Genomic DNA, 22,145 nt, shown 5'->3' on the forward strand with positions numbered 1-22,145 from the left:
CGGCTCCAATGCGCGGGGGGGCGCCCGGGCGGGGGCCCCCCGTGCCGCCGCGCCCACGCCCCCCCCGCGGGCGGTGGTGCACCACCAGGGGCCGCCCGCGGGGCCAGGCAAGACCGGCAACACTCCGCTCTCTTCCCACAACCATGAAACGACAGCTCCAATGACATCCGATGTCCTACCGTGGCGGCCACGCGGCCCACCTCGACCGCAGTTGCCCCACCAACCCACTCCGCACCCTGGAGACGCACATGACCTGGACCATGCTCGACCACCCCGGATGGGACCACACCACCACTCCATTGCGCGCCATGCGGACCCCCACCGGCACCTGGCTCATCACCCACCCCGACACCGTCACCCCGCTCAACAGCGACGGTGCCGCCCCGACTCTCGACACCTACGACCCCACCACCCTGCACGACGCGCCGCTCCCCGCGGGGCTGCGCACAGCCCTCGACCGGCTCGGCCCGGTCCGGAGGTGGCGTAACTCTGACCTGTGGGAGGCGCTGGCGACCGCGATCATCCGGCAGGTCATCCGCGCCGGACAAGCCCGCAAGATGCACCACGCGTTCCGAGCCGCCGCCGGCGACCGAGTTGGGGACACTGCGCTGATCCCTACCCCCGAGCGGGTGCTCGCCCTCCCCGACGAGGAGTTCACCGCCCTGGGGATGGCGTTCAAGCGGCGGCCACTGCGAGCCGCCGCATCCGCCTACCTGACCCACCATGTCGAGTGGGCGGAGCTCGCCCCCGAGGTTCTGGTCAAGGCCGTACAGGCGGTGCCACGCATCGGCCCCTGGACCGCCGGAGCCGCCGTCGCTGACTACAGCGGCGATTACAACCTCTACCCCTACGCCGACCTCGCCGTCCGCACCTGGGCGGCCCTGGCCGACCCCACCACCTCGTGGCCCGCCGACGAACCCGCCTTCGCCGCGCGCTGGCGTGACCTGGCCGGCCCGCATCTATCCACCTTGACTGTCCTGACCCTCGCCTGGGGAGACCACCATGCACGCACTGATCAAGGGAGTACCACGCACCACTGAACCACAGCTCGACCTGCTCCTCATCAACGCCCCCTGCGGGACTACGCTCTTCGCCCCCGCGTCAACGACTACACCCTGCCCGTCCTCGGTATGGCCTACATCGCCACCTACGCTGCCACCCAGGGCTACCAGGTGGGCGTGCTGGACGCCGAAGCCGCCGGCCTGTCCGTCGCCGCCACCATCGACCTAATCAACCAGGCCGCCCCCCGCTGGGCCGGGTTCAACCTGCTGGCCCCCACCTACGAAATCAGCGTCACCATCGCCGCCGCTCTCGATTCCGACATCCGCGTCATGGTCGGCGGCCACCACGCCAAGGCCATGCCTGCCGAGATCCTCACCGATCCCCGGCTGGCCCACTGCGACGCCCTCATCCTCGGCGAGGCCGAAACCCGCGTCGTCGAGCTCCTGGCCGACCACCGCAACCGCACCAGCCTGCCCGGCGTCATGTGGCTCGACACCGTCCTCGGCACGCCAGTCACCGGCGGCCGACCTGGCACCAGCCATCACCTCGCCCCGGACATCAACAGCCTCCCGTTTGTGAACAGGGAGTTTCTCGCCCAAGACCCATACGTCGCCGACGACGGGCGCATCGAGGCGAACATGGTCGGGGCCCGCGGCTGCCCGTACGACTGCTCGTTCTGCGGAGCCGCGGTCAGTGCGAACCCCGACGTGACGATCCGGGTGCGGGATCCGCTCGACATCCTCGCTGAGATGCACCAGCTTCGCGCCGAACGGCAGGTGACGGCGTTCCGGTTCGTCGATGACCTGTTCCTCGGCGCCCGGCGGGTGATCGACCAGATGATGGGCGCCTTCGCCCAGGCCCGTATCGGCGAGTGGGCGGTGTGGGACGCCACCGGCCGAATCAACGTTCTGCACCGGGCGCCTGACGCCACTCTCGACCTGCTCGCTGCCTGCGGGCTGCGGGAGGTCGCGCTCGGCATCGAATCCGGATCCGAGCGGATGCTGACCTACATCGACAAGCGCATCACCCGGGAGATGATCCTCAGCGTCGTCCAGCGTCTCACCAGCCGCGGCATCAAGGTGAAGGGCTACTTCATCCTCGGTTTCCCCACCGAAACCCGGGAGGAGATGGGTGCCACCGTCGACCTGATCCACCGTCTGTGGGACCTCACCGACAACCAGCCTGGAACGTTCCGGACCAGCGTGTTCCAGTTCCGCCCCTACCCCGGCACCCCGGAGTGGACGCGGCTCATGGCCACCGGCCAGTACACCGCTGACCAACTGCTCGACTACGCGCCCGTCGACCTCGGCGGCGAAGAGGCGCTGCGTGGACGTGACGAGTTCAACTTCAGCTCCGGTATCCAATTCGGGGAATCCTCCGAGGAAGAGATTCACCAGCATCTGGCCGATCTCGCTCTTGCCCAGCACGCCCGCCTTCAGGGGAGCATGTGATGCCCGGCTTGCTCATCACCCTGGACGGGCCCGGCGGCGCCGGCAAGTCCACCCTCGTCGCCCTGGTCGCCGAGCAACTCGCCACGGCCGGACGCCCGGTGTTGGCGACCCGGGAACCGTCCGACGGCCCCCTCGGCACGATGGCCCGCCAGCAGACCGCGACGTTCTCCGGGACCGCGCTGGCCTGCCTGGTAGCCGCCGACCGCTACCACCACTTGGAGACTGAGATCCACCCCGCGCTGGCGAAGGGGGCGGTGGTGGTCTGCGACCGATACGTGCCCTCCTCTTACGTACTACAGAGCAGAGACGGCGTCCCACTGGACTACATCCGCCAACTCAACGCACCAGCCACCCGACCAAACCTAGCCGTCCTGGTGACCGCCGCGGCGCCCGTCCTGGAGCAACGACTCGCCGTTCGGGGCGCGCATTCCCGGTTCGAACACGAAGGCTCCAGTCTCGCCGAGGCCACCTTGTACGAGGACTTGGGCGACATCCTGGCTGCCGATGGGTTCGCCTTCCATCGGATCGACACTGGTCATCTATCACCGCAAGACGCCGCTTCGGCCCTCACCAGCCACATCCTTGAGCTATCGTCACGGGCGTCACCCCATTGGGAAAGGCCACCAACCTTATGACGCAGCGCCAGCAGGTCACCGTCGATGTGCACGTGATCCTCGAACGCGACGGCCACATCCTGTTGTGCCTGCGCCAGGGCACCGGGTACGCCGACGGGCTGTACTGTCTGCCCTCCGGACACCTCGACCCCGGCGAGACCGTGATCGACTGCGCGATCCGTGAAGCCTGCGAGGAGATCGGGGCCGTCATCGCCCCAGGTGATCTGCGACCGGCCACCGTGGTGCACCACCTGTCCCCAGAGGGGCAGCCCCGGGTCGGATTCTTCTTCGTCGCGCTCCGCTGGGACGGCGAGGTAGTCAACGCCGAGCCGAACAAGTGCGCCAAGGTCGAATGGGTGCCCATCGACTTCCTGCCGGACAACACCGTGCCGTACACAGTCGCTGGGATCAGGCTCTACCGCGAAGGAGTCGGCATCGGTGTGCACGGCTGGCCCGACCCGGCAGTCGTATAACGCGAACACGGCCTCGGCCCTTCGAGGAAGAACCGAGGCCGTGGCCCGCAATACCCGGTTTCCAAGGCTTGGTGTGCGCGAACATGTGATTGATCGGGAAACCGAACGCCACACTGTGGATAACCCCTCCCCGTGGGGAAAAGTCTGTGGATAACTCAGGGGAGCAGTACCTCGCCGGCGAGGCCGGCCACGACGGGGATGATGCCCAGGAAGACGAACGCGGGCAGGAAACACAGTCCCAGGGGAGCGACGGCCTGGACCCCGACCCGTTGGGCGGCCGCCGCGGACGCGGCGCGGGCGACATGGCGGGAGTCGTCGGAGAGTCTGGTGAGGACATCGGCCACCGGTGCGCCACTCGACGCGGCCCGGCTCATGGCACGGGCCAAAAGGGCGAGCGGGCGCTCGGAGGCCAGAGCCCGCCAGGCGTCGTCCGGCGCGGCTCCCAGCCTCAGCTGGCCACTCACCCAGGCCAATCGCTCGCCCAGCGGCCCCCCGATCGCCTCCACCGTGACATCGATGGCTCCGGTGATCGGCTGACCGACACGCAGGCAGGCGACCATGAGGTCGGCCGCCAGCGGCAGATCCGCGGTCAGCCGCCGGCGTTCCTCACGAACTTCGGGTGGCTCCCGCCTGCGCAGGATCACCAGTGTGATCCAGAAACCGGCGACACCCATGACCACTCCCGGCAGGCCGCCCACCGTCAGGAACGCCGCCAGCCCCGGAGCGATGGCGGTCGCGAGCTCTCCCCGGCCCGGCCGTCGCCTCTTTCTCGGCTCCCGAGCCGTCCCCTCTCTCGGCTCCCGGAGCATCCCCCCAGGCCCTCGGAGCATCCCCGCAGGCCCTCGGGCCATCCCCGCAGAGGAGAACGCGGGTGCTTCTGTCTCCTTCCGCCCCCCAAGGGATCCAGTCGGCTGCCCCACCCCGTGGGATCCGGTCGGCTGCCCCACCCCAGGGAACTCGGCCGGGTGAGGTGAACTCCACACATGGCGGAGCCGGTCGGATTGTTCTCTCCGGGTGCTCCACAGTCGGCCGGCGATTCCGGCGAGCACCACGGCCAGCAAGATGATCATTACCTTTCCTCCCCACGTCCTGGCTTTTCGCCTCCCCTGGCCTCACGTTCCGGCTTCCTGACATTCCCCTGGCCTCATGTGCCTTCCTCACCCCCTGGACACGCCCTCTGGACACGGGCCTCAGCCCGCCCGAAGCTGCGGGTCCGGCCTTGCTCGGCAGGCGCGCCGCGAGGGCGACGAGATCCTTCCCTGTTGGCAGCCGAAAGGCGCGTCGGGACCCGGGCGTGGGCGATGTGGAGGGGCCTGTGCAGGTCGAGGGTGGCGGGCGACCCGCACGGGGCACTCCCTGGCCACGCCCTCTGGCCACGCCCTCTGGACGCGCGGCTGTCAGATTCGCTGAGCACGGGTGACCAGACGGTGGGTCCACCACAGACCACAGGCGTCGAGCGTGAGACCGACGACCAGGCAGCCCGCACCCGCCGGGCCGCCGAACAGGAAGTGCAGCGGGCGCATGCCAAGACCGACTGCCATCAGCAGACCGAGAACGGGCAAAGCCGCCAGCAGCCGAGCCGTGGCACGGGGACCGGCGAGCTGGGCGGCGACCTCGTGGCGATGAGCCTGAGCCTCTCGCAGAGAACCGGCGACACGGTCGACGAGAACGGCCAGACCCGCCCCGGCGGTCACGCTCGCCTTCCAGCAGGCGGCCAGCCCCCGAAACGCCTCGCCGCCGTGTTCGGGTGCCACGGCCAGCAGAGCGGCGGGGACGTCACCTCCGTCTCTCGCCACCGCGACCAGCGGGCGCAGAGCCACGGGATCGGGAAAACCCGCCGCCCCCACGGCCCGCGCCAGCGCCTCGCCCGCCGTCCGACCTGCCGCCAGCTCGGCGGAGAGCCCCTGGCACAGCTCGATCGACGCGATCCGCCAGGCGTCCGCACGCCTGGAAGGCCGTGCCCGCGCGGTGAACCTCTCGTAGCGGGAACCCCGCACGATCGGGCGGCGACGCCTCATCCGGCGCAGGCGAGCGGCGCCAAGGTCCGCCCCCATCCACAGCCACGTCGCCACAGCGGCGAGGACCAGGGCGGTCGCCATCATGTCGTCGGCCGTGACATCGACCGCGAAACCGACCACGCCCTCGGCTCGTCGAAGCCCGGACCACCCGGACCACCCGGACCACCCGGACCACCCGAGGCACCCGAGGCACCCGAGGCACCCGAGGCACCCGAGGCACCCGAGGCACCCGGAGAAGACTCTCGGCGGTGAGAGGACGCGAACACCGCCGGACATGAATCCGCGATGTCGGGAGAAAACTCTCGCGAACGCGAAGACTGACGTGAGGCCTCTCGGATATCCGGTGACGGACCGCGGGGAAGCGGGGAGGCGCCCCCTCCGTAGGGGATGCCCCTGAAGGAAGTGACCGATGAAGGAGCTCCGGCTCGGGAGGCTTCAGCTTGGGACGTCCCGATCCGGGACGCTTCAGCTCGTGATGTTTTTGGGGAGATGTGATGCCTGTGGCGGGAGGTGAGCGAGATGGGGACGCCTGGCGCTCGGGCCGCGAGGGCGGGCAGACCTGGGCCGGGGGTCACCTGTCCGTCCGGAGCGAAGGCGAGGGCCGATTCGGCCTCTACCAGCCCCGAAGGGCGACGGACCAGCATGCAGATCTCGGCGACCCGGCGACGCCCGTCGGCACGGTCACGGGTCAGATGGACGACGACGTCCAGGGCGGCGGCGATCTGGCTGTGGACCGCCTCCCGGCTGAGACCCGCCGCGCATCCCAGCGCCTCCAGGCGGGGTGGCACATCGGTCGCGGTGTTGGCGTGCAGGGTGCCGCAACCTCCCTCATGACCGGTGTTCAGGGCACTGAGGAGATCAACGACTTCGGCTCCCCTCACCTCTCCGACGACAAGCCGGTCGGGGCGCATCCGCAGGGCCTGACGGACGAGGTCGCGCAGGCCGACACCGCCCGCGCCCTCAAGATTGGCCGGGCGCGACTCCAGGCGGACGACGTGAGGGTGAAGCGGTCTCAGCTCCGCCGAGTCTTCGACGAGCAGCAGCCTCTCATCGGGGTGGGCCAGGGAGAGCAGGGCGGAGAGCAGGGTCGTCTTACCGGTACCAAACGTAAGACACACCTAACTTCATAAAGCGGGCCCGCCCGGTGCTGCGAACACCGGAACGGGCCCTGGAACGGCACTTCCCTAGAAAGGCACCACTCCTGATGGAGAACCGTACAACCCTCACCGTCGAGGGCACCCTCAGCACCACCCCCGCCGTGAACCTGCGTTCGTCCACCGGCATCGTTCACGCCGCCCACGACGGGCGCCCCGACTGCCCCACCCGGTTCCGCCCCTCCAAGCACGGCTACACCGCCACCTCGGACCCGGTCACCTGCGCCCACTGCCTGCGCAACCCCACCCAGGCACCCGCCGCCGTTGAGGCTGTCGAGCCTCCGGCCGCCGACGTCGCTACCCTCACCGAGGCGCAGCTCGACGGCGTCGCCTGCATCCGCTGCGCCAGCACCACCACGCCGATGGTGCCCGCCGGGATCGGTGAGCGCGGCCAGCTCTTCAACTGCACGAACCACCCCGCCGAGGAGGCCGCCCCCGCGCAGGCCAACCCCCTGCAGCCCGGCGTCTACATCACCGCGCCCCCGACGTACGCGGTCCGCTTCACCCGCAAGACCGGCAACGGCCCGGAGATCCGTACGTTCCCCTGCCTGAGCTGGGACCACGCCGGGCAGGAGCTCGAAGCCGCCCAGATCGTTCAGGAGCGTGAGGGCATCTCCGACGACGCGGTGATCCTCATCAACGGCCAGGCCGCCCCCACCCGCGCCTACTGGCAGACCGGGCCGTGCCCGGACTGGTGTGTCGGTCCTCACCGCGACAGCGACGATCCCGCCGAGCGCGAGCACCAGGGGCTGTATCTCTCCACCCGGCTCACCGAGACCAAGCCCGACCGGTACGGTCCCAACGCCAAGGGGGAGGCGTTCACCTGGCAGGCGCCGCCGATGATGGCCTGCCTCGTCCAGCATGTTCGGTACGCCGTGCCGAACATCGAGATGTGCCTTGGTGACCACGACATCAGCGCCACCCTCACCCTCGACGAGGCGGAGCAGCACGCCGCGAACCTCGTCGAGCTGGTCAAGCAGGGGCGCGGCGTTCCTCCTGTGCTGGCCCCTGCGGAGGGCTGCGTGCCGTGGTGCGTCAGGCACACCTCTGTCGACACGTGTTGGGGCGAGCAGATCGAGGCCACCCCGGGATACACCGCCGTCGAGCTGTCCTACGTCGCGGGTGACGGCGCCCGGGTGTACGTGAGTGGCGAGACCGAAGAGATGACGGTCGAGCAGGCCGAGCAGCTCGCTCACATGATCCTCAAGCAGACGGCTCGCGCCCGCGGCGTGACCGTTTCCCCATAGCGAAACGGCCCCGGGCCGGTGTTGGAGCACCGGCCCGGGGCCTCGACCTCAACCCCTGCACACACAGGAGAAGTGATCGTGGAACCGACCGTACCGAAGGCCGCCCCGCCGCGGCGATGCCCCATCGTCTGGTGCCGCAACAGCCACCCCGCCGGCGAACGGCGCGTGCACGCCGCCGACGTCACCACCATCGACCTCGGCGCCCACTACATCGGCGTCAACCTGCTGCAGATCGACGACCGCGACACCGTCGGCCTGGCGGTGCTGCGCGTCCACTACGGGCCGTCCAACAGCCTCGGCCCGGACTCGATGCTCGACATCCCCGGCCCGCAGGCCGCCCAGCTTGCCGACGTGCTGGCCATGCTCACCACCCACACCACACCGGACTTCATCGCCGCCCTCACCCGGGGCTCCGCCGTGCTGGGTGGCCGCGGCCTCGACTTCCGCCCCCGTACCTGACCGACGAGGAGAAGGATCATGTCCCAGGCTTCCACGCCCGCCAGCGCCACCAGGCCGCAGGCCGACCGCACGGTGTTCGTCGTCATCACCATGCAGAACGACGCGGGCACCGCGGGCACCAGCAGCCACACCCTGACCGTTCCGGCGGGCACCGGCCACGACGTCGTCTTGGTGCACGTGATGACGAAGTGCGTGCCCGAGCATCTGCGTTCCGGGGTCGTGCTGCACTACTCGGTTCACCCGGCGGTGATCGCGTGAAGACCACCAGCACACCGCCCCGCGAGCTGGCGGAGGTCGACGGCGAGATCGAGCGCGACGGGCGGCAGCTCGCCGCCGACATCGCCCGCCTGGACCGGCTGAGCCCCGGCGAGGTGGCGAGGGAGACCGCCCGCGCCGAGCGCGCCGACGCCCTCGGCCACGAGACCGACAACGACCGCACCTACCGGGCCGCGCTGGAGAAGCGCGCCCGCTGAACCGCCCCATGAACCGGCCCCGGACCCGGCGACCTCACCGCCGGGCCGGGGCCTCAACCCCACCCCTGCTCTGAACAGGAGAAGGATCCGTGAACCACCTTTCCACACCGGCCGCCGAGCAGGACCAGGCGGCACAGCAGCCGCCTCGCCGCCGCCTCTGGAAGCGCCTCACACCCCGGCTGCCGCGCCGCCGCCCCCAGCCTGCGCCGGTCGTGAAGACCTCGGCGAGCACCGGCACACCGGCGAGCGGAGAGCGGATCATCCTCGGCGTTGCCGTGGCCGTGCTGCTGCTCGTCGCCGCCGCCGCAGCGTACGTCTCTTATCACCACTTCTACGCTCTGGCGATCGCCCTCGGCGAGCGGCACGACATGGCGATCCTCTACCCCGCCATGTCTGACGGGGTGATCGTCATGGCCTCCCTGGTGATCCTCTACTGCTCGCGCCGCGGCCTGCCTGTGCCGGTCCTGGCAAAGGCCGCGCTCGCGTTGGGCGGCCTGGTCACCCTCGCCTCGAACGTGGCACACGGCTGGGACGGCGGCACCGGATCACGCCTGCTCAGTGCCCTCGCGCCGGTCGCGTTCATCGGCGCCTACGAACTCCTCATGTGGCTGGTACGCAACGCCCGGCCCGCCGCCGACACCGCCGTGCCGGAGCCCGTCGAGCGGGTGGTGTACCGGGACGTGCCGGTCGAAGTGCCCGTCGAGGTCGAGGTGCCGGTGCTGGCCGCCGACCGGTTCGAAGCGGCACGCCTGGTCGTCGAGGACGCCCACCGGTCGGGCCGCCGCATCCCGGGGCGACGAGCCCTGTCGGACCGGTGGGGCATCGAGATTCGGGAAGCGGTGGAGATCCTTGAAGCGGCGGCACAGGAGTTCGCTCCGCCCACCACTCCAGAGCCGTCCGCCGTGCCGTCCTCACCGAAGGCCGAGACTCCCTGGCGGAAGGTCAGCGAGGAGGCCGAAGCGCGGAACGCTCTGGCGTTCGCCGGCAAGTTCACGAAGGACAACCTGCCGACCGAAGCCGAGTTGGACGCGGCAGGGCTCACCGAGCTCGGCAAGGCTGTGTTCCGCAAGGCGTGGGACATGCCCGACTCGGAACAGCCAGCCGAGGACGGCGAACAGCCGTGGGATGCCCCCTGGGGTGACGAACCGACCGACGAAGAGCTGACGGCAGGCAAGACGCCCGCCGAGATCTTCGCTGGGCCTCCCATCAAGGTCCTTCGGCGGCAGTGGCGGGAACGCGAGTGGCGCAACCGCACCGCCGCCATGAACGGCCACGGCCCCGCTGGTGGTGACGCATGACCCGCTGGGAGTACCTGGTGCGCGCCAGCCTCAACGAGGCCGAGCTGACCGCGCTCGGCGTCGACGGCTGGGAGATGGTGTCCGCCGTCTACAACTCCGACCGCATGATCACCATCACCTACTTCAAGCGGCCCGCCACCGGAGGCGCCCGGTGACCGGTGAAAGCGCTCCGCCCCGCCCCAGCGTGTGGGCGGGGCTGTGGGCTGTGCTCCGCCTGTTCCTCACCGCGGCCGATGACCTGCTCGCCGCAGTCGCCGGCACCCGACCCATCCGCTACGACGTCCGCGACGCCGCCCAGGTCATTGGCGAGGCGTACCGCACCGGCAAACACCACGTCGCTGAGGGCGACGTCATCGACGATGAGGAGGATCGGCGATGACCGCCGACCGGCCGGGACGCTCCCGGATCCCTGAGCTGTCCAACATCCCGTGGGGCGGCCCCAAGGCCATCACCGCGTACGCGCAGGTCGGCCGCGCGCTCGCCCGCGACCTGGGCGAAGAGTTCCACCTGGGCGCTGACGAGCTGTACGCCGTCCTCATCCGCTCCTACAAGGGCAACCCGCTCCTCGCGTTGCTCGGCGCCCCCGACGTGCGGATGCGCGCTCGCCGCGTGGTGCGTCGCCTGCAGCGCGCCGCCGAGTTGCAGAAGGGTGCCGGGGTCGAGCTGGTGAAGTTCCACGCCCAGTTCCGTAAGGAGTTCATCGACGTGTTGCCGCAGGCCAAACCGGAGAAGCGCAAGGCCGAATTCAACTGGGACGACGTCTGATGGCCGGGCGTGCGAGCACGAAGGAGCTCGCCCCGATCGACCACGAATCCAGCATGGCGAAGGTCGCGGCGAAGGAGGTGTCGAAGCTCGTCGTCTTGGGCGGGCCGTGGGTCGTCGGCATGCTGACGTTCGGCGTCGGATCCGCGTTCCACTTCATCCTCGACAGCGACGACCCTGACGTGATCGCGTGGACGGTGTTCCTGCTGGCCGCCTCCGTGCTGGTGCTGACCGCGGTCACCTACGGCCAGTCGCACGCCCGGGGCGTGTGGGGGCGCACCCACACCACGCTGACAACCCTGTTCGCGGGGCTGTGGGTGACCGCGGCCACGATCAACGGACCGGCCACCGTCGTCACTGGCCGGCTGATGCTCATCGGTGGCTTCACCCTCGCCCTCACCTGGAACATCCGCACCATCATCCGTCTGAAGGGTGTCGACGTCGCCGCAGTCGCCGCCGACCCGCTCAGCGCGCTCTTCGGAGCGGGTGCGGAGCGGGCGGGGATGGCGATCGAGGCTCGCACCACGACGGCGACCGAGCACAAGGTTGAGGGCGTGGTGCAGCTGGAGCAGGGCAAACAGACCGCCGAAGACCTGCAGCGCAAGGTGCCTTACATCGAGTCGGGGATCCCGCTGCCCCCCGGATCCATCACCGCCTCGATCGACCCCGACGACGCGTCGAAGGCGCACATCACCATCTCGGACCCGCGGGTGATGAAGAAGCCGATTCCGTGGCCCGGACCGTCCCGGCCCGGGGCGTCGATCGCGCAGGCCCTGCGTACCGGCCTGTGGCAGGACCTCGACGAGGTGGCGCACATCATCGTCGGCCACCACGTGCAGATCATGGGGCAGACCGGATCCGGCAAGAGCATCGGCGGCGCGTGGAACTACATCGCCGAGATCGTCACCCGCTACGACGCCGCGGTGTTCGCGATCGACGTCACGAAGGGAGAGCAGACGCTCGGCCCACTCACGCAGGCGCTGCACCGCTTCGAGACGACGAAGGCCGGGGCCAAGGCGCTGATCCGGGAGATGCAGGCGAAGGTCAAGGAGCGCACCGACCAGCTCGCCGCCATGGGCCTGCAGAAGTGGAAGGAGGGGTGCGGCCTCACGTACTGGGTGTTGTGGTTGGAGGAGTGCCCCGACATCCTCGACCTGCTGACCGACAAGGAGATGGATGCTTTCCTGTCGCTGCTCAAGGCGATTCGCTCGGCGGGCGGCACGGTGGTTCTGAGCCTGCAGCGATCGGACTACACGCAGATGCCCACCCTCGCCCGCGGGCAGCTGGCCAAGCTGTGCTTCGGTGTCGAGTCCGGTGCCGATGCGGCGTTCGGGTTGTCGGAGTCGCAGCAGGACGCGAACGCCCGCCCGGAGTTGTGGAGCAACAAGCAGCCCGGCATGGCCTACCTCGACGCACCCAGCATCTCCGAGGCGCGGATCGCGATGCCGCAACGCACCTACGCCTGGGGCATCGACACAGCGGGCGAGTTCGACGACGAGCGGGCGAACGAGGCGATGCGCGCGCACGCCGCCCAGTGGCCGGCCTCGGCGAAGCAGGTGGACGCGGGGACGGCTGAACTGTCCCGGCTGTCCCCGGCGGAGCACCTCGAGAGTCCTCACCCCGAAGACGACGACCAGGAGGAAGAGGTGGAAGACGTGGCCGCGGAGTATCAGACCGTCGACGACCCGGACCCGGAAATCCACGCGGGGCTCGACGACGAGATCCCTGACCTTCCCGAGGGGGATCCGCCGTGGACGTTCGCCCCGCCTGCGGTGGAGATGACCGCTGCGGAGCGCGGAGCGGCCCTCCTGGCTCATCTGCAGGAGCTGTGGGATGCCGGGGATCGGGATTTCGCGACGCGGGACCTGAGGCCGCTCTGGGAGTCGACGGACATGACCCGCCAGTGGGCGCAGAAGCAGCTGAGGAAGCTGGTAGAGGCGAGCGTGCTCGGCTACGACGACGGCGAGCAGCGATACCTGATGGAGGAGCGGCCCGACGTCGGCTGAGCGCTGGTGCTTCCCCACGCGTACGGCTGCGCGTGGGGAGCACCCGAACAGCTTTTGATCTTGCTGCCACGGGGTGCAACAGCCCGGGTGCCACGCCCCTGCAACGGCGGGTGCCACGGGGGTGCAACGCAGGGGTGCCACAGACTGTGGCACCCCTTCTGACCTGTAACCCTCTCCCGCGTGGCACCCCAGCCCCTGCGCGAGGGTGCCACACCCGCCAGAACCATGTTCGTCCAAGCAACCCGGGAGACGCTCTCAGCCGTCCCACAAGGCCCGCGTATCCCACTCCTCCCCGAAGGATCCCGCCCGTGCGTCTTCCCCTGGCTCTCACCGCCGCCGCGACCCTGCTGGTTTCCCTCACCGCGTGCGGCGGGCCGACCACCGACCTCGACGCGGCCGGCGTCATCGAGGCGATCGCCGGGCAGGGGCTGCCGGTCACGCTCACCGTGACGTACACGGCGGAGACCGACCCGAACAAGCAGCTGGGGCGGCCGAACGGCTACGCGTCCAAGGCGGCGTTCACCGACAGCCGCATCAACGCCGCCGACGTGGCCGGCAAGAAGGAGGGGGATGTGGAGCTCGGCGGCAGCGTCGAGGTGTTCGACGACGCCGACCAGGCGCAGCAGCGGGCCGACTACATCCAGGAGATCGGGAAGAAGCTGCCGATGCTCGGCGAGTACGACTATGTGGCGGGGCCGGTGCTGTTGCGGGTGTCGAAGGAGTTGACGCCGGACCAGGCCGAGGCGTTCGAAGCGGCTCTCGGCGAAATCGTGCAGTAGCGGATCTCAAGGGTGCCCCGTCGAAGTCGGCGGGGCATCGTCATGTCCGGGGCCGAATCCTCATGTCCGGAGCTCAACCGAGTAACTACCGGGAATTCATGTTCCCGCAAGCTACCGATCGGTAGAGCGACGCTCACGCGTCCTGCGGGACAGAACTCCCCGACCTGCTGCGCCGCTGTCGGCCAGCCCGGTTCCTCGCATGATGAAGGCCCCGCACCGTAGCCTGAGGTTGTCGAGACGCTCAGGAAGGTGAAGGGCCTATGAGCAACGCTACCAACGAACCCCTCGGTCCGGTACTCACGGTGGGGCAGCGGATCCAGTTCCTCCGCGAACGGCGAGGCATGACCCGCGAAGTCCTCGCCGGTCTGGTCGGCAAATCCACGTCATGGCTCAAGCAGGTCGAAACGGGCCGCCTGCAGCAGAACCCCCGGTTGCCGATCCTCCTGCAGCTCGCCGAGGCGCTGCGTGTCCGAGACCTTTCAGAGCTGACAGGGGACCAATCCATGCCAGTGCGGATGTTCACCGGCCCCGGCCATCCCGCGCTTGAGGACGTGCGGTCTGCGATCAACTCGACGTCGCTGGTGCCGACCGGTGCGGTGCAGCCGGTGAGCACGTTGCGCGCCCGCTTGGATGCCGCCTGGCGGACCCGGCACGCCTCCCCTGACCACCGGACCGCGCTCGGCCATCTGCTGCCGGGTCTCTTGCGTGACGTCCAGCTCGCCGCGGCGATGTACCGCGACGCCGACCGGCGCCGGGCGCTCGCCCTGCTCGCCGAAACCTACGGCCTCGCGCAGATGTTTCTCGCCTACCAGCCCGCCCAGGACCTGCTCTGGCGGGTAGCTGACCGGGCGCTGGTGGCCGCCCAGGAGTCAGAGGATCCGCTCGCGCTCACCTGCGCTGTGTGGTTCCTCACCCAGGCCCACCGGGACACCGGTGACTTCGACGCCGCCCGGCACATCAACCAGCAGGGCATGTCCGCCGTTCAATCGCACGTCGACGACGCCGGGGTGGATCTGCTCGCCATGTGGGGTGCGCTCTCCTTCGAGCTCGCGTTCACCTCCGCCCGGCTCGGCGAGACCGGCGAGGCGTGGCTGCACTGGGAAGAAGCGGCCCGGATCGCCGAGCGGCTCCCCGCGGCCTACTACCAGCCGTGGACGTCGTTTTCGCGGGTCATCATGGACGCTCACGCCGTCACCGTCGCCGTCGAGCTCCACCAGGGCGGCGAGTCCGCGCGGCAGGCCGACAACGCCCTTTCCGCGCCGATCCCTTCTCTGCCGCGGCGAGGCCGTCATCTCATCGAGGTTGCTCGCGCTCACCATCTGCAGCGTGACCATGCCGCCGTACTCGGAACGTTGGAGCTCGCCCAGCGCGTCGCACCCGACACGATCAAGTACAACGGCTACGCGCGCCGCTTGACCTTGGAACTCACCGAGGGGCCGGCGTCTCTTCGGCCGCAGGCGTACGCGTTGGCTGACCGAATCGGCCTTCTGACCTGACCGCAACGAGGGGGCACAAACCATGCCCCTCGGCGCTCGGCTCGCTGCATAGCGTCACGTGTCTCCGGACACAGACGCGATGAAGGAGCCACGTGAACGCGCCCCTGCTGCTGACCGTCGACCAGGCCCATGCCCTCGCCGCCCACATCGGCCGCGCGTTCCCGCCCTGGCGCGTCTGGCAAGTGGCCGGCATCTGGTACGGGACCGGCCCGTGCCGGATTCCGGAGTGCGTCTGCTCGCGCACCCTGCACGCGCCGGATCCGGCCGGTCTGTGCCGTCAGCTCGACGAGGTGGAGCAGGCCGGGCGGGCACAGCGGGGAGTCGCGGCATGACGACCAGCACGCCGACGCAGCTTCGCAAGCCGTACGTCACCCCGTACGCCGAGGAGAACCTTGGTCTGCCGCTCGCCTTCGAATGGGCAGACGGAGCACCCCGGCTCACCTACCGGGACGCGCTCCCCCAGGAATGGATGTTCGGGGCGTTGTGGGCTCGATGCGGCACCGCGCGGACAGGGAAAATCCTGTGGAACCTAGTTCACACGCTGCGCCAGCGCCGATGCATGATGCGAGGACTGTGCCGCGTCTGCGGGGAGTCGGCCACCGACCCCGACACCGGCCGCGTGTGGTGGATCCTGCCCTCCGCGCTGGCCGACGGCTTCCGCTCGCCCTGGCCCACCGCTCACCCACCCACGTGTAAGGCGTGCGTCGGCGAAGCGCTCGCTTCCTGCCCGTACCTGCGTAGGGAAGTACCGGTCGTCTGCACGGCCGGCGACTACACCCCGGTGGCGGTGCTGGCCAACCTGTATGGCCAGGACGACGACGGCCGAGTGGTGGAGACTCGCCACCAAATCCCGGTGGGCCTGGGCGAGTCCCACCTGCTGAACCGAGCACTGGCCACCCAGCTCATCGTTCAGGTGAGCGACCTCCAGCCCGTGGCCTAAAGCTCCCCACGGGCGGTGGCGCAACCAGGGGCCGCCCGTGGGGGTTGAACGCGGTCGAGCGGCGTCTCAGGGACGGGACGCTGCTGAACAGCCGACCGCGAAAACGGCGCCCCTGCTTTGACTCGTCCTCAGGCAGGGGCGCCGCTATTTCGTCACCCCTCATGTGCTCATGCGGAGACGCTCCGCAAGTTTGGTCAGTGAGGTGCCGTGCCTCTAACTGGAGCGATGACCCCACCTCCCCAACGCATTTGCCGAACGCCTGAGGAATCCTTCCAAGCTGGCTGGGACGACGGCGCGAACGACCCGCCACTCACCGACCGGCAGTGCACCCTTATCGCGGCCCTGCTCGCCCCCATCCTGCGGGAACGATTGCTCTTTTCGAGGGCGTCAGTAGCAACGTCCGAAATTGCCTTGAGTGCTCGCCCGGAAACAGCCTCACCAGCTGAAAAACCTGGTGGCCCAACCTGGTCAGCATGACCGGGCAACCGAGACGTGTTCGGCGACGTCCTCTCTCGCCCGTGTCTCCCGCCCCTGGAGTACCTACATGCGCTCCCTTCGCGTCCTCACAGCCCTCGCCGCGCTGGTATCGGCCGCTCTGCTCGTTCCCCCTGCCCAAGCTGCGACAGTCGCGCAGACATCGGCCGCGACGATCTACCGCGGGGAAGGTGATCAGGTCGTGCGGATCCGGGCAACAACGAAGCCAGGCATCGTGAAGATCAGCCACAACGGTGAAGGCCACTTCGCAGTGTGGACCCTCAAGCCGTCAGGAACCGAAGACGACCTTCTGGCCAACGAAATCGGCGTCTACAAGGGGACCTCCCCGTTCAACACCGACACCTCCAGTAGAACCGCCGCGTTCAGCATCAAAGCCGACGGCGCCTGGACTCTGCAGGTACTGCCTCTGACTAAGGCACGCGCTTGGTCGACCACCAGCCGGGGAGACAGTGACGACGTGCTCCGGTTGAGCAGCACCAGCCGCGGCCTGCGCAGTTTGAAAATCCGCCACAGCGGCGACGGCCACTTCGCGGTGTGGACCCTGGACGCGAACGGCCGGACCCGCGATCTGCTGGCCAACAAGGTTGGCACCTACGCCGGCACCGTGTCTCTACCGCCGGGCACCCGGTACGCGTCGATCAAGGCAAACGGTGCCTGGTCGATTGTCCGTAGGTAGGTCTGGCATGACAGGACCCCGCCCCGGCGCAAAGGGCGGGGTCCTGTTGCGGTTCAGCCTCGACTGCGGCGCCGCATCGAGATACGGGCAGCAACCTCAGCGATGTCAGCCTGTTCGCGAACCTGCATGTTCTGAACCACCACCGCCGGACCACCGCCACCTTCACCGCCCGGCCCTGCCACCGGCCCGCCAGCCGCTGTGTTGTACGTCGCCGAGGAACTGCTGACGTGAGACGTCTGCGTCGGCCTGGAGACCCGAGACCAGTTGGTTACGGTCGAGGAACTCGCCGTGTTCGACACCGACGAAGACGTGTTCGACACCGCGCCTGACATGGGCACCACAGCCTGACCCATCAGCCGCGCCGTCTCGTCGAGGACTTGCAAACCGCGGGTCCGCTTGGCGGGGTCGAGCGGAATGAACGACTCCATCCCAGCCTCAGCGAAGATCACATCAGGTCCGGACCGTCCGCTGATCAGCTGTGGTGAGGTGGCGATCCTCGCCGACGGGTTCGCCCCCACCGCGCGGATACCGCCGGCCGCCATGTAATCCGGGCGGCCATCGGCGTACTGAATGCCGCCCCATGCGTTGCCTCTGGCGCTGGTCGGGTTGTCGCCGCCCACGAGCTTCAGCTGTGCGCGCCGCTGCAGGTCTTCCAGCTGGCGGGCAACAACCTTCAGCCTGGCCTCGGCTTCCGCTGTATCCATGTCGATTTTGATTTGCTTCGACTTCAGTTCCGCGAGGACATCCCGCAGGCCCTTGCCGCCCTGCATCGCCTTCTCCGCGTCGGCCGCGCTGATCCCGTACGCTGCGGCGAGCAGCAAGATCTGACTCTTCGCTTCGCTGGACTTGCCCGCCAGCTCGGCGAGCTTCGGCAGCTGCTCCACGACCTTCAGCGTCGCGTCACCTGTCTTGCCCGACAGCTTTTCCGCACCGTCAGCCGCGAGCCGGATGGACTCGATGTAGCCGGTGAACTTCTCGCGGGCAAGGATGACGGCGTCACGCTGCTGGTCCGTCATGCCGCGGTTGATCACCAATTTGCCGTTCGCTGCCTCGATCGCTCTCGCAGCGTCCTTGTACGCGGTCTCCATGTTCCGGATGGCCTGCAGCGCGTCTGTACGGCCCGCGAAGGTATCTATGGACTTCTGTAGGCCGTCCATCTTCTGCTTGGCCTCGTCGATCCCAACAGCCGCGGCAGTCGAGGCGATTCCGGCGTTGCCGACGGCCTCGGTGTACTGGGGGAAGATCTCCTTCAGCTTCCCGACCGGTACGCCCATCGCTTCGGCCTCCTGGGCGAACCGGGCGAACGCCTGCTGAGCCTCACCCGCCCGACCATTGGCAACCAGGTTGGCGAGCTCCTGATCCATGAACCCGATCTGTTCGGCGCTCTTGTCGAACTCTGTCGTCCCGAGCGTCACCACGTTCAGCAAACCGAGGTAGGAGGTCTTGAACCCCTCCAACGGACCCGGATTAGCGAGACGACTGATCGCCTCGCGGAACGACTCGCTTGTACCGCTGGCGCGGCCGAGCGCCTCACCCCAGGAGTCGACGTTCTTGACGACGGTGTCGAGAGAGTCGCCCCACTGCTCGGCGAGCTTGCCGCTGAGCTGCCCCGTCTTCGCGAACTCGCTCATCTCGTTCGACATGCTGCCGAGCTTGGTGTCCAGCCCATTGAGGCTGTTGTCCAGCATGCCCAGGGCAGTGGTGGCCGCCAGCACGCCACTGACCGCCCCGGCGGCCTCGCCCAGCTTGGACAGCTTGCCCTTATTCCGCTCCGCGGCGGAGCCGGCCTTGTCGACGCTGCCGCCGAACTTCTCCCAGATCCCCGCCGCGGCACTCACCGCCTGGTAGCCCTTGGCTGCGATAACCAGCCCAGCGATCGCGAGCGCTACGGCCTCGATTTCGCCCGGTGAAAGCTTGCTGAGGACCTCGGCGAGCGTGACGAACACACCGAGTTTGATGGCGGTGCCGAGCTTGATCGCGGCGACGATCAACCCAATCGCCTTGGCTGCCGCCTCGTACTGCGCCGGCGTCAGATTCGCAAGCACCTCCGACAGCTCCACCAGGAGGTCGAGCATTCCAGCCCCTGGATCAGCGGAACCGGCCAGCAGATTACTGATGGCTTGGCCTAGGTTGCTGACGAGTTGCCCGACCTTCGGCGTGACCTTCTCGGCGTAGTCCATGAACTTCACGAACCGGTTGTCGTCCCCCAGGCCCTGACCCCAGTTCTCGAATTCCTGGGTGACGTTCTTCAGCCAGGTCAGGACGTCATCGGTTTTCGGAGCGAACGCTTCGAGGATCCCGGCCAGCCCGCCGAGCAGGTTGCCCATGGAGGTGCCCAGGCCGTCGATGGCTTTGGGCGCCATCACGGTCATCGTGTCGAAGAACCGGGTCCACTGCTCGTTTTCCAGGCCCTCCGATGCTCTCTGCGCGAGGGTGGTGAGCGCGAAAGCCGACGACTTGATCACTGGGGTGCTGGCCTTCATACCGGCAGTCATGAGTGTCAGACCGGAACGGATCGTCGGGAAGATGTCCGGCTGCAAAGACCGCTGCCAGTCGAGGTATTCGTCACTGAAAGCCTTAATGTCCCGGGCGAGCCGCTGCTCTTCCTTGCTGAGCTGGCTCATCTTCGACGCGGCCCCACCAGCGGCGCCGCCGGCCTGCTCCATCGCGGCCTTCTGCTGCAGCAGCTCCAAGCGGAGTTGCTGCTTGGCGCGCAACTGGTTGCGTTCGGCTTGGCTGACGGCGTGCTGGGCATCGGCGACCCTTCGCAGGGCGTCGCCGATGTCGCGCTGGGCTCGCGCTACCGCGTCGCTGGCCTGGCGAACTTCTCGTTGGGCTGCGGCGCTGTCGCGGGCGGCTTGAGCGCGGGCGTCGCCGAGGGCTCGTTCGGCGTCGGCTTCGCGGCGGGTGGCCGCCTCGACCGCTTCCTTTGCCGCCCGGACCTCGTCGGAGCCCTCGACACCTTCCCGGTTGGCTTTGGCCTGCTCATCGGCGAGGTCAGCATTGCTTTCCTTGAGCCGCTTCAACGCGAACTCGGCTTCGCGAACCCGTAGCTCGGCGTCTTCGCGGTCCAGTGCGGTCGCACCGGAGCCGGGGGCGTTGACGCGGGCGAGGTCAGCCTGAGCGCGGCGGATACTGATCTGTGCCCGCTCCTCCGACAGCGCGCCGCCCTCGGTCGCCAACGCCAGGTCTTCGAGGCGCTCCAGGGCGCGCTCCCGCGCCCGCGTCAGGTCCTCAAGGGCCCGCTGCGTAGCACGGTGGGAGTCGGCCGCCGTGCGTTCGGCATCCGCGACCCGGCGAGCCCCGGCCTCAGCGGCCAGACTGACCCGCTCAGCCACCAATCCGGCGTTCTCCTGAGCCTGACGTAGCGCGTCCTGGCGGTCCTTGACGTCCCTCAGAGCGTCACCAACGCCACGCTGAGCCATCCGGACACCATGAGCGGCATCCCGTACCCGGTCGTGTGCCTGCGCCATACTGAGCGCGCTGGCAGCCGACTCTGCGGCCTTCTGGGCGGCGGACACCATGGCGCCACCCGCACCGCCCGCGGCTGACTCGGTTTCCCGTAGAGCCTCGTTGACTCGGCCGATGGCGGGCACGGCGGCGGCGGCCATACCAACGGCGCCCAAGCCTGCGGCGGTGAGTGCTCCGCCGAGTACACCGACGCCGACGGTAACCGTCGTCACGGCGGGCAGTGCCGTCAGCGCGGCGGCCACCGCGGCGATCCCCAGCAGAGCCCGGCCCGTGTCGGCGTTGACCGCGACGTTCGCTTTCCGCCCGTTCAAGCGGGACACCTCGGAGCCGACGGCGCCGAGCTTAGCCTGCGCGCCTGCGGAATCCGCGTCGACCTCGACCTGGGCGGTTTCCCCGCCGAGCCGATCCACCTCGCGCTGCACCACGCGCAGTTGCGCCAGCGCCGCAGCGGCATCGGCTCGCACGTCGATCTCCGCTGACGTACCGAGACGCTCCAACTCCAGCTGGATCGCCCGTAGTTCACTGAGAGCGGCGACGGCACTGACATCAACGTTGATCCGCTTGTCGGCGAGGTCCACCAGTCCTTGACGCAGGGACGCGAGTTTGATCTGCGCATCCGAGGCGTCAGCGGCCAACTGCAGGCTGGGCAGCGACTTAGCGGCGGCGGTGACGTGCCGGGTGAAGCTCCGCATGAAGGCGCCCGCGACCTCTTCGGCCTGCCGGGGGGCCTTCTGCTTTTGCTTGCGGGTCTCCTGCTCGAAGGGCTCCCAGGAGTCGCCGAGACCGTCACGGAGTCGCTTCGCCGCGGCTTCCGCCTTGGCCATCTGCGCAATGAAGGGCTTGACGTCGGCCGAAAGTCTCACAGTTACCGAGCGATCAGCCAAGGTCATTCACCGCCCTTGCTGGCGCGGTACTCATGGAACTCGCGAGCCAGCTCCGTAAGGAGGGCGTTCATGTCGCCATCCGGCTCACCCCTGCGGATCAGCCAGGTCGCGACCACCAGGCGCCTGAGCGCATCGAGGACCTCAGCGAGCACCAACGACTCACCCTCAAGGTCGGGCCGCAGGAAGTGACAGATCCCGCCGAGGCTCATCAGGTCGATCTCGCCGAGGTCGGCCACCACGCGATGAAGCCGCATCAGGGCGCCCTGCTGATGCGCGGTCAGTTCTTCGAACGTTTGTTCAGTCATGAGTTGACGCCCTTAGGGGGGTGCCGAGACCAGGCGCAGGGCGCATCATCAGCGAAGAAAGGGACCGCCTCTTCGCCCTTCGTTCCGCGCACCGCTGACCGAGAACACCAGGAGTGAGAGCTTTAGCGGCGGCAGTGACGTT

Annotated in this window: 22 protein-coding genes and 1 pseudogene; 18 read left to right on the forward strand and 5 right to left on the reverse strand. The window is 68.8% G+C overall.

Going from position 1 to position 22,145, the window contains the following annotated elements; all coding sequences use genetic code 11:
- The first annotated feature begins 170 nt into the window (after positions 1 to 170).
- The 4 genes from ABZ664_RS31920 to ABZ664_RS31935 all read left to right on the forward strand — a co-directional run bounded on the left by ABZ664_RS31920 (position 171) and on the right by ABZ664_RS31935 (position 3,540).
- Positions 171 to 1,040, forward strand: coding sequence for a hypothetical protein (locus tag ABZ664_RS31920; RefSeq protein ID WP_362518073.1), 870 nt, complete (start codon positions 171 to 173; stop codon positions 1,038 to 1,040).
- Between the two features lie 90 nt (positions 1,041 to 1,130).
- Positions 1,131 to 2,453, forward strand: a complete 1,323-nt coding sequence (locus ABZ664_RS31925) for a radical SAM protein (protein ID WP_362518076.1) — start codon at positions 1,131 to 1,133, stop codon at positions 2,451 to 2,453.
- The gene (gene tmk, locus ABZ664_RS31930) at positions 2,453 to 3,088 is read left to right on the forward strand and encodes a dTMP kinase (protein WP_362518079.1); all 636 of its coding nucleotides are present in this window, start codon (positions 2,453 to 2,455) and stop codon (positions 3,086 to 3,088) included. The genes ABZ664_RS31925 and tmk overlap by 1 nt, the downstream gene beginning before the upstream one ends.
- Positions 3,085 to 3,540: an NUDIX domain-containing protein gene (locus ABZ664_RS31935; RefSeq protein ID WP_362518082.1), complete on the forward strand. Its 456-nt coding sequence runs from the start codon at positions 3,085 to 3,087 to the stop codon at positions 3,538 to 3,540. Before tmk ends, ABZ664_RS31935 begins: the two co-directional genes overlap by 4 nt.
- Before the next feature lie 155 nt (positions 3,541 to 3,695).
- Here the strand turns inward: ABZ664_RS31935 and ABZ664_RS31940 are convergent, their stop codons facing one another.
- The 3 genes and pseudogenes from ABZ664_RS31940 to ABZ664_RS31950 form a co-directional block, all read right to left on the reverse strand.
- Entirely contained in the window at positions 3,696 to 4,214 is a 519-nt protein-coding gene (locus tag ABZ664_RS31940; RefSeq protein ID WP_362518085.1) for a type II secretion system F family protein, read from the reverse strand.
- A gap of 723 nt (positions 4,215 to 4,937) precedes the next feature.
- Positions 4,938 to 5,678, reverse strand: a complete 741-nt coding sequence (locus tag ABZ664_RS31945) for a type II secretion system F family protein (RefSeq protein WP_362518088.1) — start codon at positions 5,676 to 5,678, stop codon at positions 4,938 to 4,940.
- Positions 5,679 to 6,148: 470 nt separating this feature from the next.
- A pseudogene (locus tag ABZ664_RS31950) lies at positions 6,149 to 6,661 on the reverse strand (ATPase, T2SS/T4P/T4SS family); the annotation flags it as partial.
- A gap of 101 nt (positions 6,662 to 6,762) precedes the next feature.
- Here ABZ664_RS31950 and ABZ664_RS31955 point away from each other — a divergent pair.
- From ABZ664_RS31955 to ABZ664_RS32020, 14 genes are all read left to right on the forward strand, one after another.
- Positions 6,763 to 7,959 (forward strand): hypothetical protein, encoded by a 1,197-nt coding sequence (locus ABZ664_RS31955; protein WP_362518091.1) that lies wholly within the window; start codon positions 6,763 to 6,765, stop codon positions 7,957 to 7,959.
- 78 nt (positions 7,960 to 8,037) lie between these two features.
- Entirely contained in the window at positions 8,038 to 8,418 is a 381-nt protein-coding gene (locus tag ABZ664_RS31960; protein ID WP_362518094.1) for a hypothetical protein, read from the forward strand.
- A gap of 18 nt (positions 8,419 to 8,436) precedes the next feature.
- A complete protein-coding gene (locus ABZ664_RS31965; protein WP_362518097.1) occupies positions 8,437 to 8,676 on the forward strand; it encodes a hypothetical protein in 240 nt (79 codons plus the stop codon).
- Entirely contained in the window at positions 8,673 to 8,891 is a 219-nt protein-coding gene (locus tag ABZ664_RS31970) for a hypothetical protein (protein WP_362518100.1), read from the forward strand. The genes ABZ664_RS31965 and ABZ664_RS31970 overlap by 4 nt, the downstream gene beginning before the upstream one ends.
- Positions 8,892 to 8,980: 89 nt before the next feature.
- Positions 8,981 to 10,189, forward strand: a complete 1,209-nt coding sequence (locus tag ABZ664_RS31975) for a DUF2637 domain-containing protein (RefSeq protein ID WP_362518103.1) — start codon at positions 8,981 to 8,983, stop codon at positions 10,187 to 10,189.
- Entirely contained in the window at positions 10,186 to 10,344 is a 159-nt protein-coding gene (locus tag ABZ664_RS31980) for a hypothetical protein (protein ID WP_362518106.1), read from the forward strand. Before ABZ664_RS31975 ends, ABZ664_RS31980 begins: the two co-directional genes overlap by 4 nt.
- The gene (locus tag ABZ664_RS31985; RefSeq protein ID WP_362518109.1) at positions 10,341 to 10,568 is read left to right on the forward strand and encodes a hypothetical protein; all 228 of its coding nucleotides are present in this window, start codon (positions 10,341 to 10,343) and stop codon (positions 10,566 to 10,568) included. The genes ABZ664_RS31980 and ABZ664_RS31985 overlap by 4 nt, the downstream gene beginning before the upstream one ends.
- Positions 10,565 to 10,954 carry a hypothetical protein gene (locus ABZ664_RS31990; protein WP_362518112.1) on the forward strand — a complete coding sequence of 130 codons (390 nt, stop codon included), beginning with the start codon at positions 10,565 to 10,567 and terminating at the stop codon, positions 10,952 to 10,954. Before ABZ664_RS31985 ends, ABZ664_RS31990 begins: the two co-directional genes overlap by 4 nt.
- Positions 10,954 to 12,957 (forward strand): hypothetical protein, encoded by a 2,004-nt coding sequence (locus tag ABZ664_RS31995; RefSeq protein WP_362518115.1) that lies wholly within the window; start codon positions 10,954 to 10,956, stop codon positions 12,955 to 12,957. The genes ABZ664_RS31990 and ABZ664_RS31995 overlap by 1 nt, the downstream gene beginning before the upstream one ends.
- Positions 12,958 to 13,265: 308 nt before the next feature.
- Positions 13,266 to 13,736 (forward strand): hypothetical protein, encoded by a 471-nt coding sequence (locus tag ABZ664_RS32000; RefSeq protein WP_362518118.1) that lies wholly within the window; start codon positions 13,266 to 13,268, stop codon positions 13,734 to 13,736.
- A 260-nt stretch (positions 13,737 to 13,996) separates the two neighbouring features.
- Positions 13,997 to 15,232, forward strand: a complete 1,236-nt coding sequence (locus tag ABZ664_RS32005; RefSeq protein ID WP_362518121.1) for a helix-turn-helix transcriptional regulator — start codon at positions 13,997 to 13,999, stop codon at positions 15,230 to 15,232.
- A 92-nt stretch (positions 15,233 to 15,324) separates the two neighbouring features.
- Positions 15,325 to 15,564, forward strand: coding sequence for a hypothetical protein (locus tag ABZ664_RS32010; protein WP_362518125.1), 240 nt, complete (start codon positions 15,325 to 15,327; stop codon positions 15,562 to 15,564).
- Complete coding sequence (locus tag ABZ664_RS32015; RefSeq protein ID WP_362518128.1) at positions 15,561 to 16,172, forward strand: hypothetical protein; 612 nt, start codon at positions 15,561 to 15,563, stop codon at positions 16,170 to 16,172. Before ABZ664_RS32010 ends, ABZ664_RS32015 begins: the two co-directional genes overlap by 4 nt.
- 544 nt (positions 16,173 to 16,716) lie before the next feature.
- On the forward strand, positions 16,717 to 17,343 hold the full coding sequence (locus tag ABZ664_RS32020; RefSeq protein ID WP_362518131.1) for a hypothetical protein: 627 nt from the start codon (positions 16,717 to 16,719) through the stop codon (positions 17,341 to 17,343).
- A 53-nt stretch (positions 17,344 to 17,396) separates the two neighbouring features.
- On the opposite strand, the gene ABZ664_RS32025 is transcribed toward ABZ664_RS32020, so the two are convergent.
- Both ABZ664_RS32025 and ABZ664_RS32030 read right to left on the reverse strand, forming a co-directional pair.
- A complete protein-coding gene (locus tag ABZ664_RS32025) occupies positions 17,397 to 21,704 on the reverse strand; it encodes a hypothetical protein (protein WP_362518134.1) in 4,308 nt (1,435 codons plus the stop codon).
- Positions 21,701 to 22,003 (reverse strand): hypothetical protein, encoded by a 303-nt coding sequence (locus ABZ664_RS32030; protein ID WP_362518137.1) that lies wholly within the window; start codon positions 22,001 to 22,003, stop codon positions 21,701 to 21,703. The genes ABZ664_RS32025 and ABZ664_RS32030 overlap by 4 nt, the downstream gene beginning before the upstream one ends.
- Between the last annotated feature and the right edge of the window lie 142 nt (positions 22,004 to 22,145).

Origin of the sequence: Streptosporangium sp. NPDC006930, from assembly GCF_040635605.1 — a bacterium.
Lineage (GTDB): Bacteria > Actinomycetota > Actinomycetes > Streptosporangiales > Streptosporangiaceae > Streptosporangium.

Coding starts and splice junctions, on each gene's coding strand:
- ABZ664_RS31920 (WP_362518073.1), top strand. CDS start 171: ATGTCCTACCGTGGCGGCCACGCGGCCCACCTCGACCGCAGTTGCCCC.
- ABZ664_RS31925 (WP_362518076.1), top strand. CDS start 1,131: ATGGCCTACATCGCCACCTACGCTGCCACCCAGGGCTACCAGGTGGGC.
- tmk (WP_362518079.1), top strand. CDS start 2,453: ATGCCCGGCTTGCTCATCACCCTGGACGGGCCCGGCGGCGCCGGCAAG.
- ABZ664_RS31935 (WP_362518082.1), top strand. CDS start 3,085: ATGACGCAGCGCCAGCAGGTCACCGTCGATGTGCACGTGATCCTCGAA.
- ABZ664_RS31940 (WP_362518085.1), bottom strand. CDS start 4,214: ATGGGTGTCGCCGGTTTCTGGATCACACTGGTGATCCTGCGCAGGCGG.
- ABZ664_RS31955 (WP_362518091.1), top strand. CDS start 6,763: ATGGAGAACCGTACAACCCTCACCGTCGAGGGCACCCTCAGCACCACC.
- ABZ664_RS31965 (WP_362518097.1), top strand. CDS start 8,437: ATGTCCCAGGCTTCCACGCCCGCCAGCGCCACCAGGCCGCAGGCCGAC.
- ABZ664_RS31980 (WP_362518106.1), top strand. CDS start 10,186: ATGACCCGCTGGGAGTACCTGGTGCGCGCCAGCCTCAACGAGGCCGAG.
- ABZ664_RS31990 (WP_362518112.1), top strand. CDS start 10,565: ATGACCGCCGACCGGCCGGGACGCTCCCGGATCCCTGAGCTGTCCAAC.
- ABZ664_RS31995 (WP_362518115.1), top strand. CDS start 10,954: ATGGCCGGGCGTGCGAGCACGAAGGAGCTCGCCCCGATCGACCACGAA.
- ABZ664_RS32005 (WP_362518121.1), top strand. CDS start 13,997: ATGAGCAACGCTACCAACGAACCCCTCGGTCCGGTACTCACGGTGGGG.
- ABZ664_RS32015 (WP_362518128.1), top strand. CDS start 15,561: ATGACGACCAGCACGCCGACGCAGCTTCGCAAGCCGTACGTCACCCCG.
- ABZ664_RS32020 (WP_362518131.1), top strand. CDS start 16,717: ATGCGCTCCCTTCGCGTCCTCACAGCCCTCGCCGCGCTGGTATCGGCC.
- ABZ664_RS32025 (WP_362518134.1), bottom strand. CDS start 21,704: ATGACCTTGGCTGATCGCTCGGTAACTGTGAGACTTTCGGCCGACGTC.
- ABZ664_RS32030 (WP_362518137.1), bottom strand. CDS start 22,003: ATGACTGAACAAACGTTCGAAGAACTGACCGCGCATCAGCAGGGCGCC.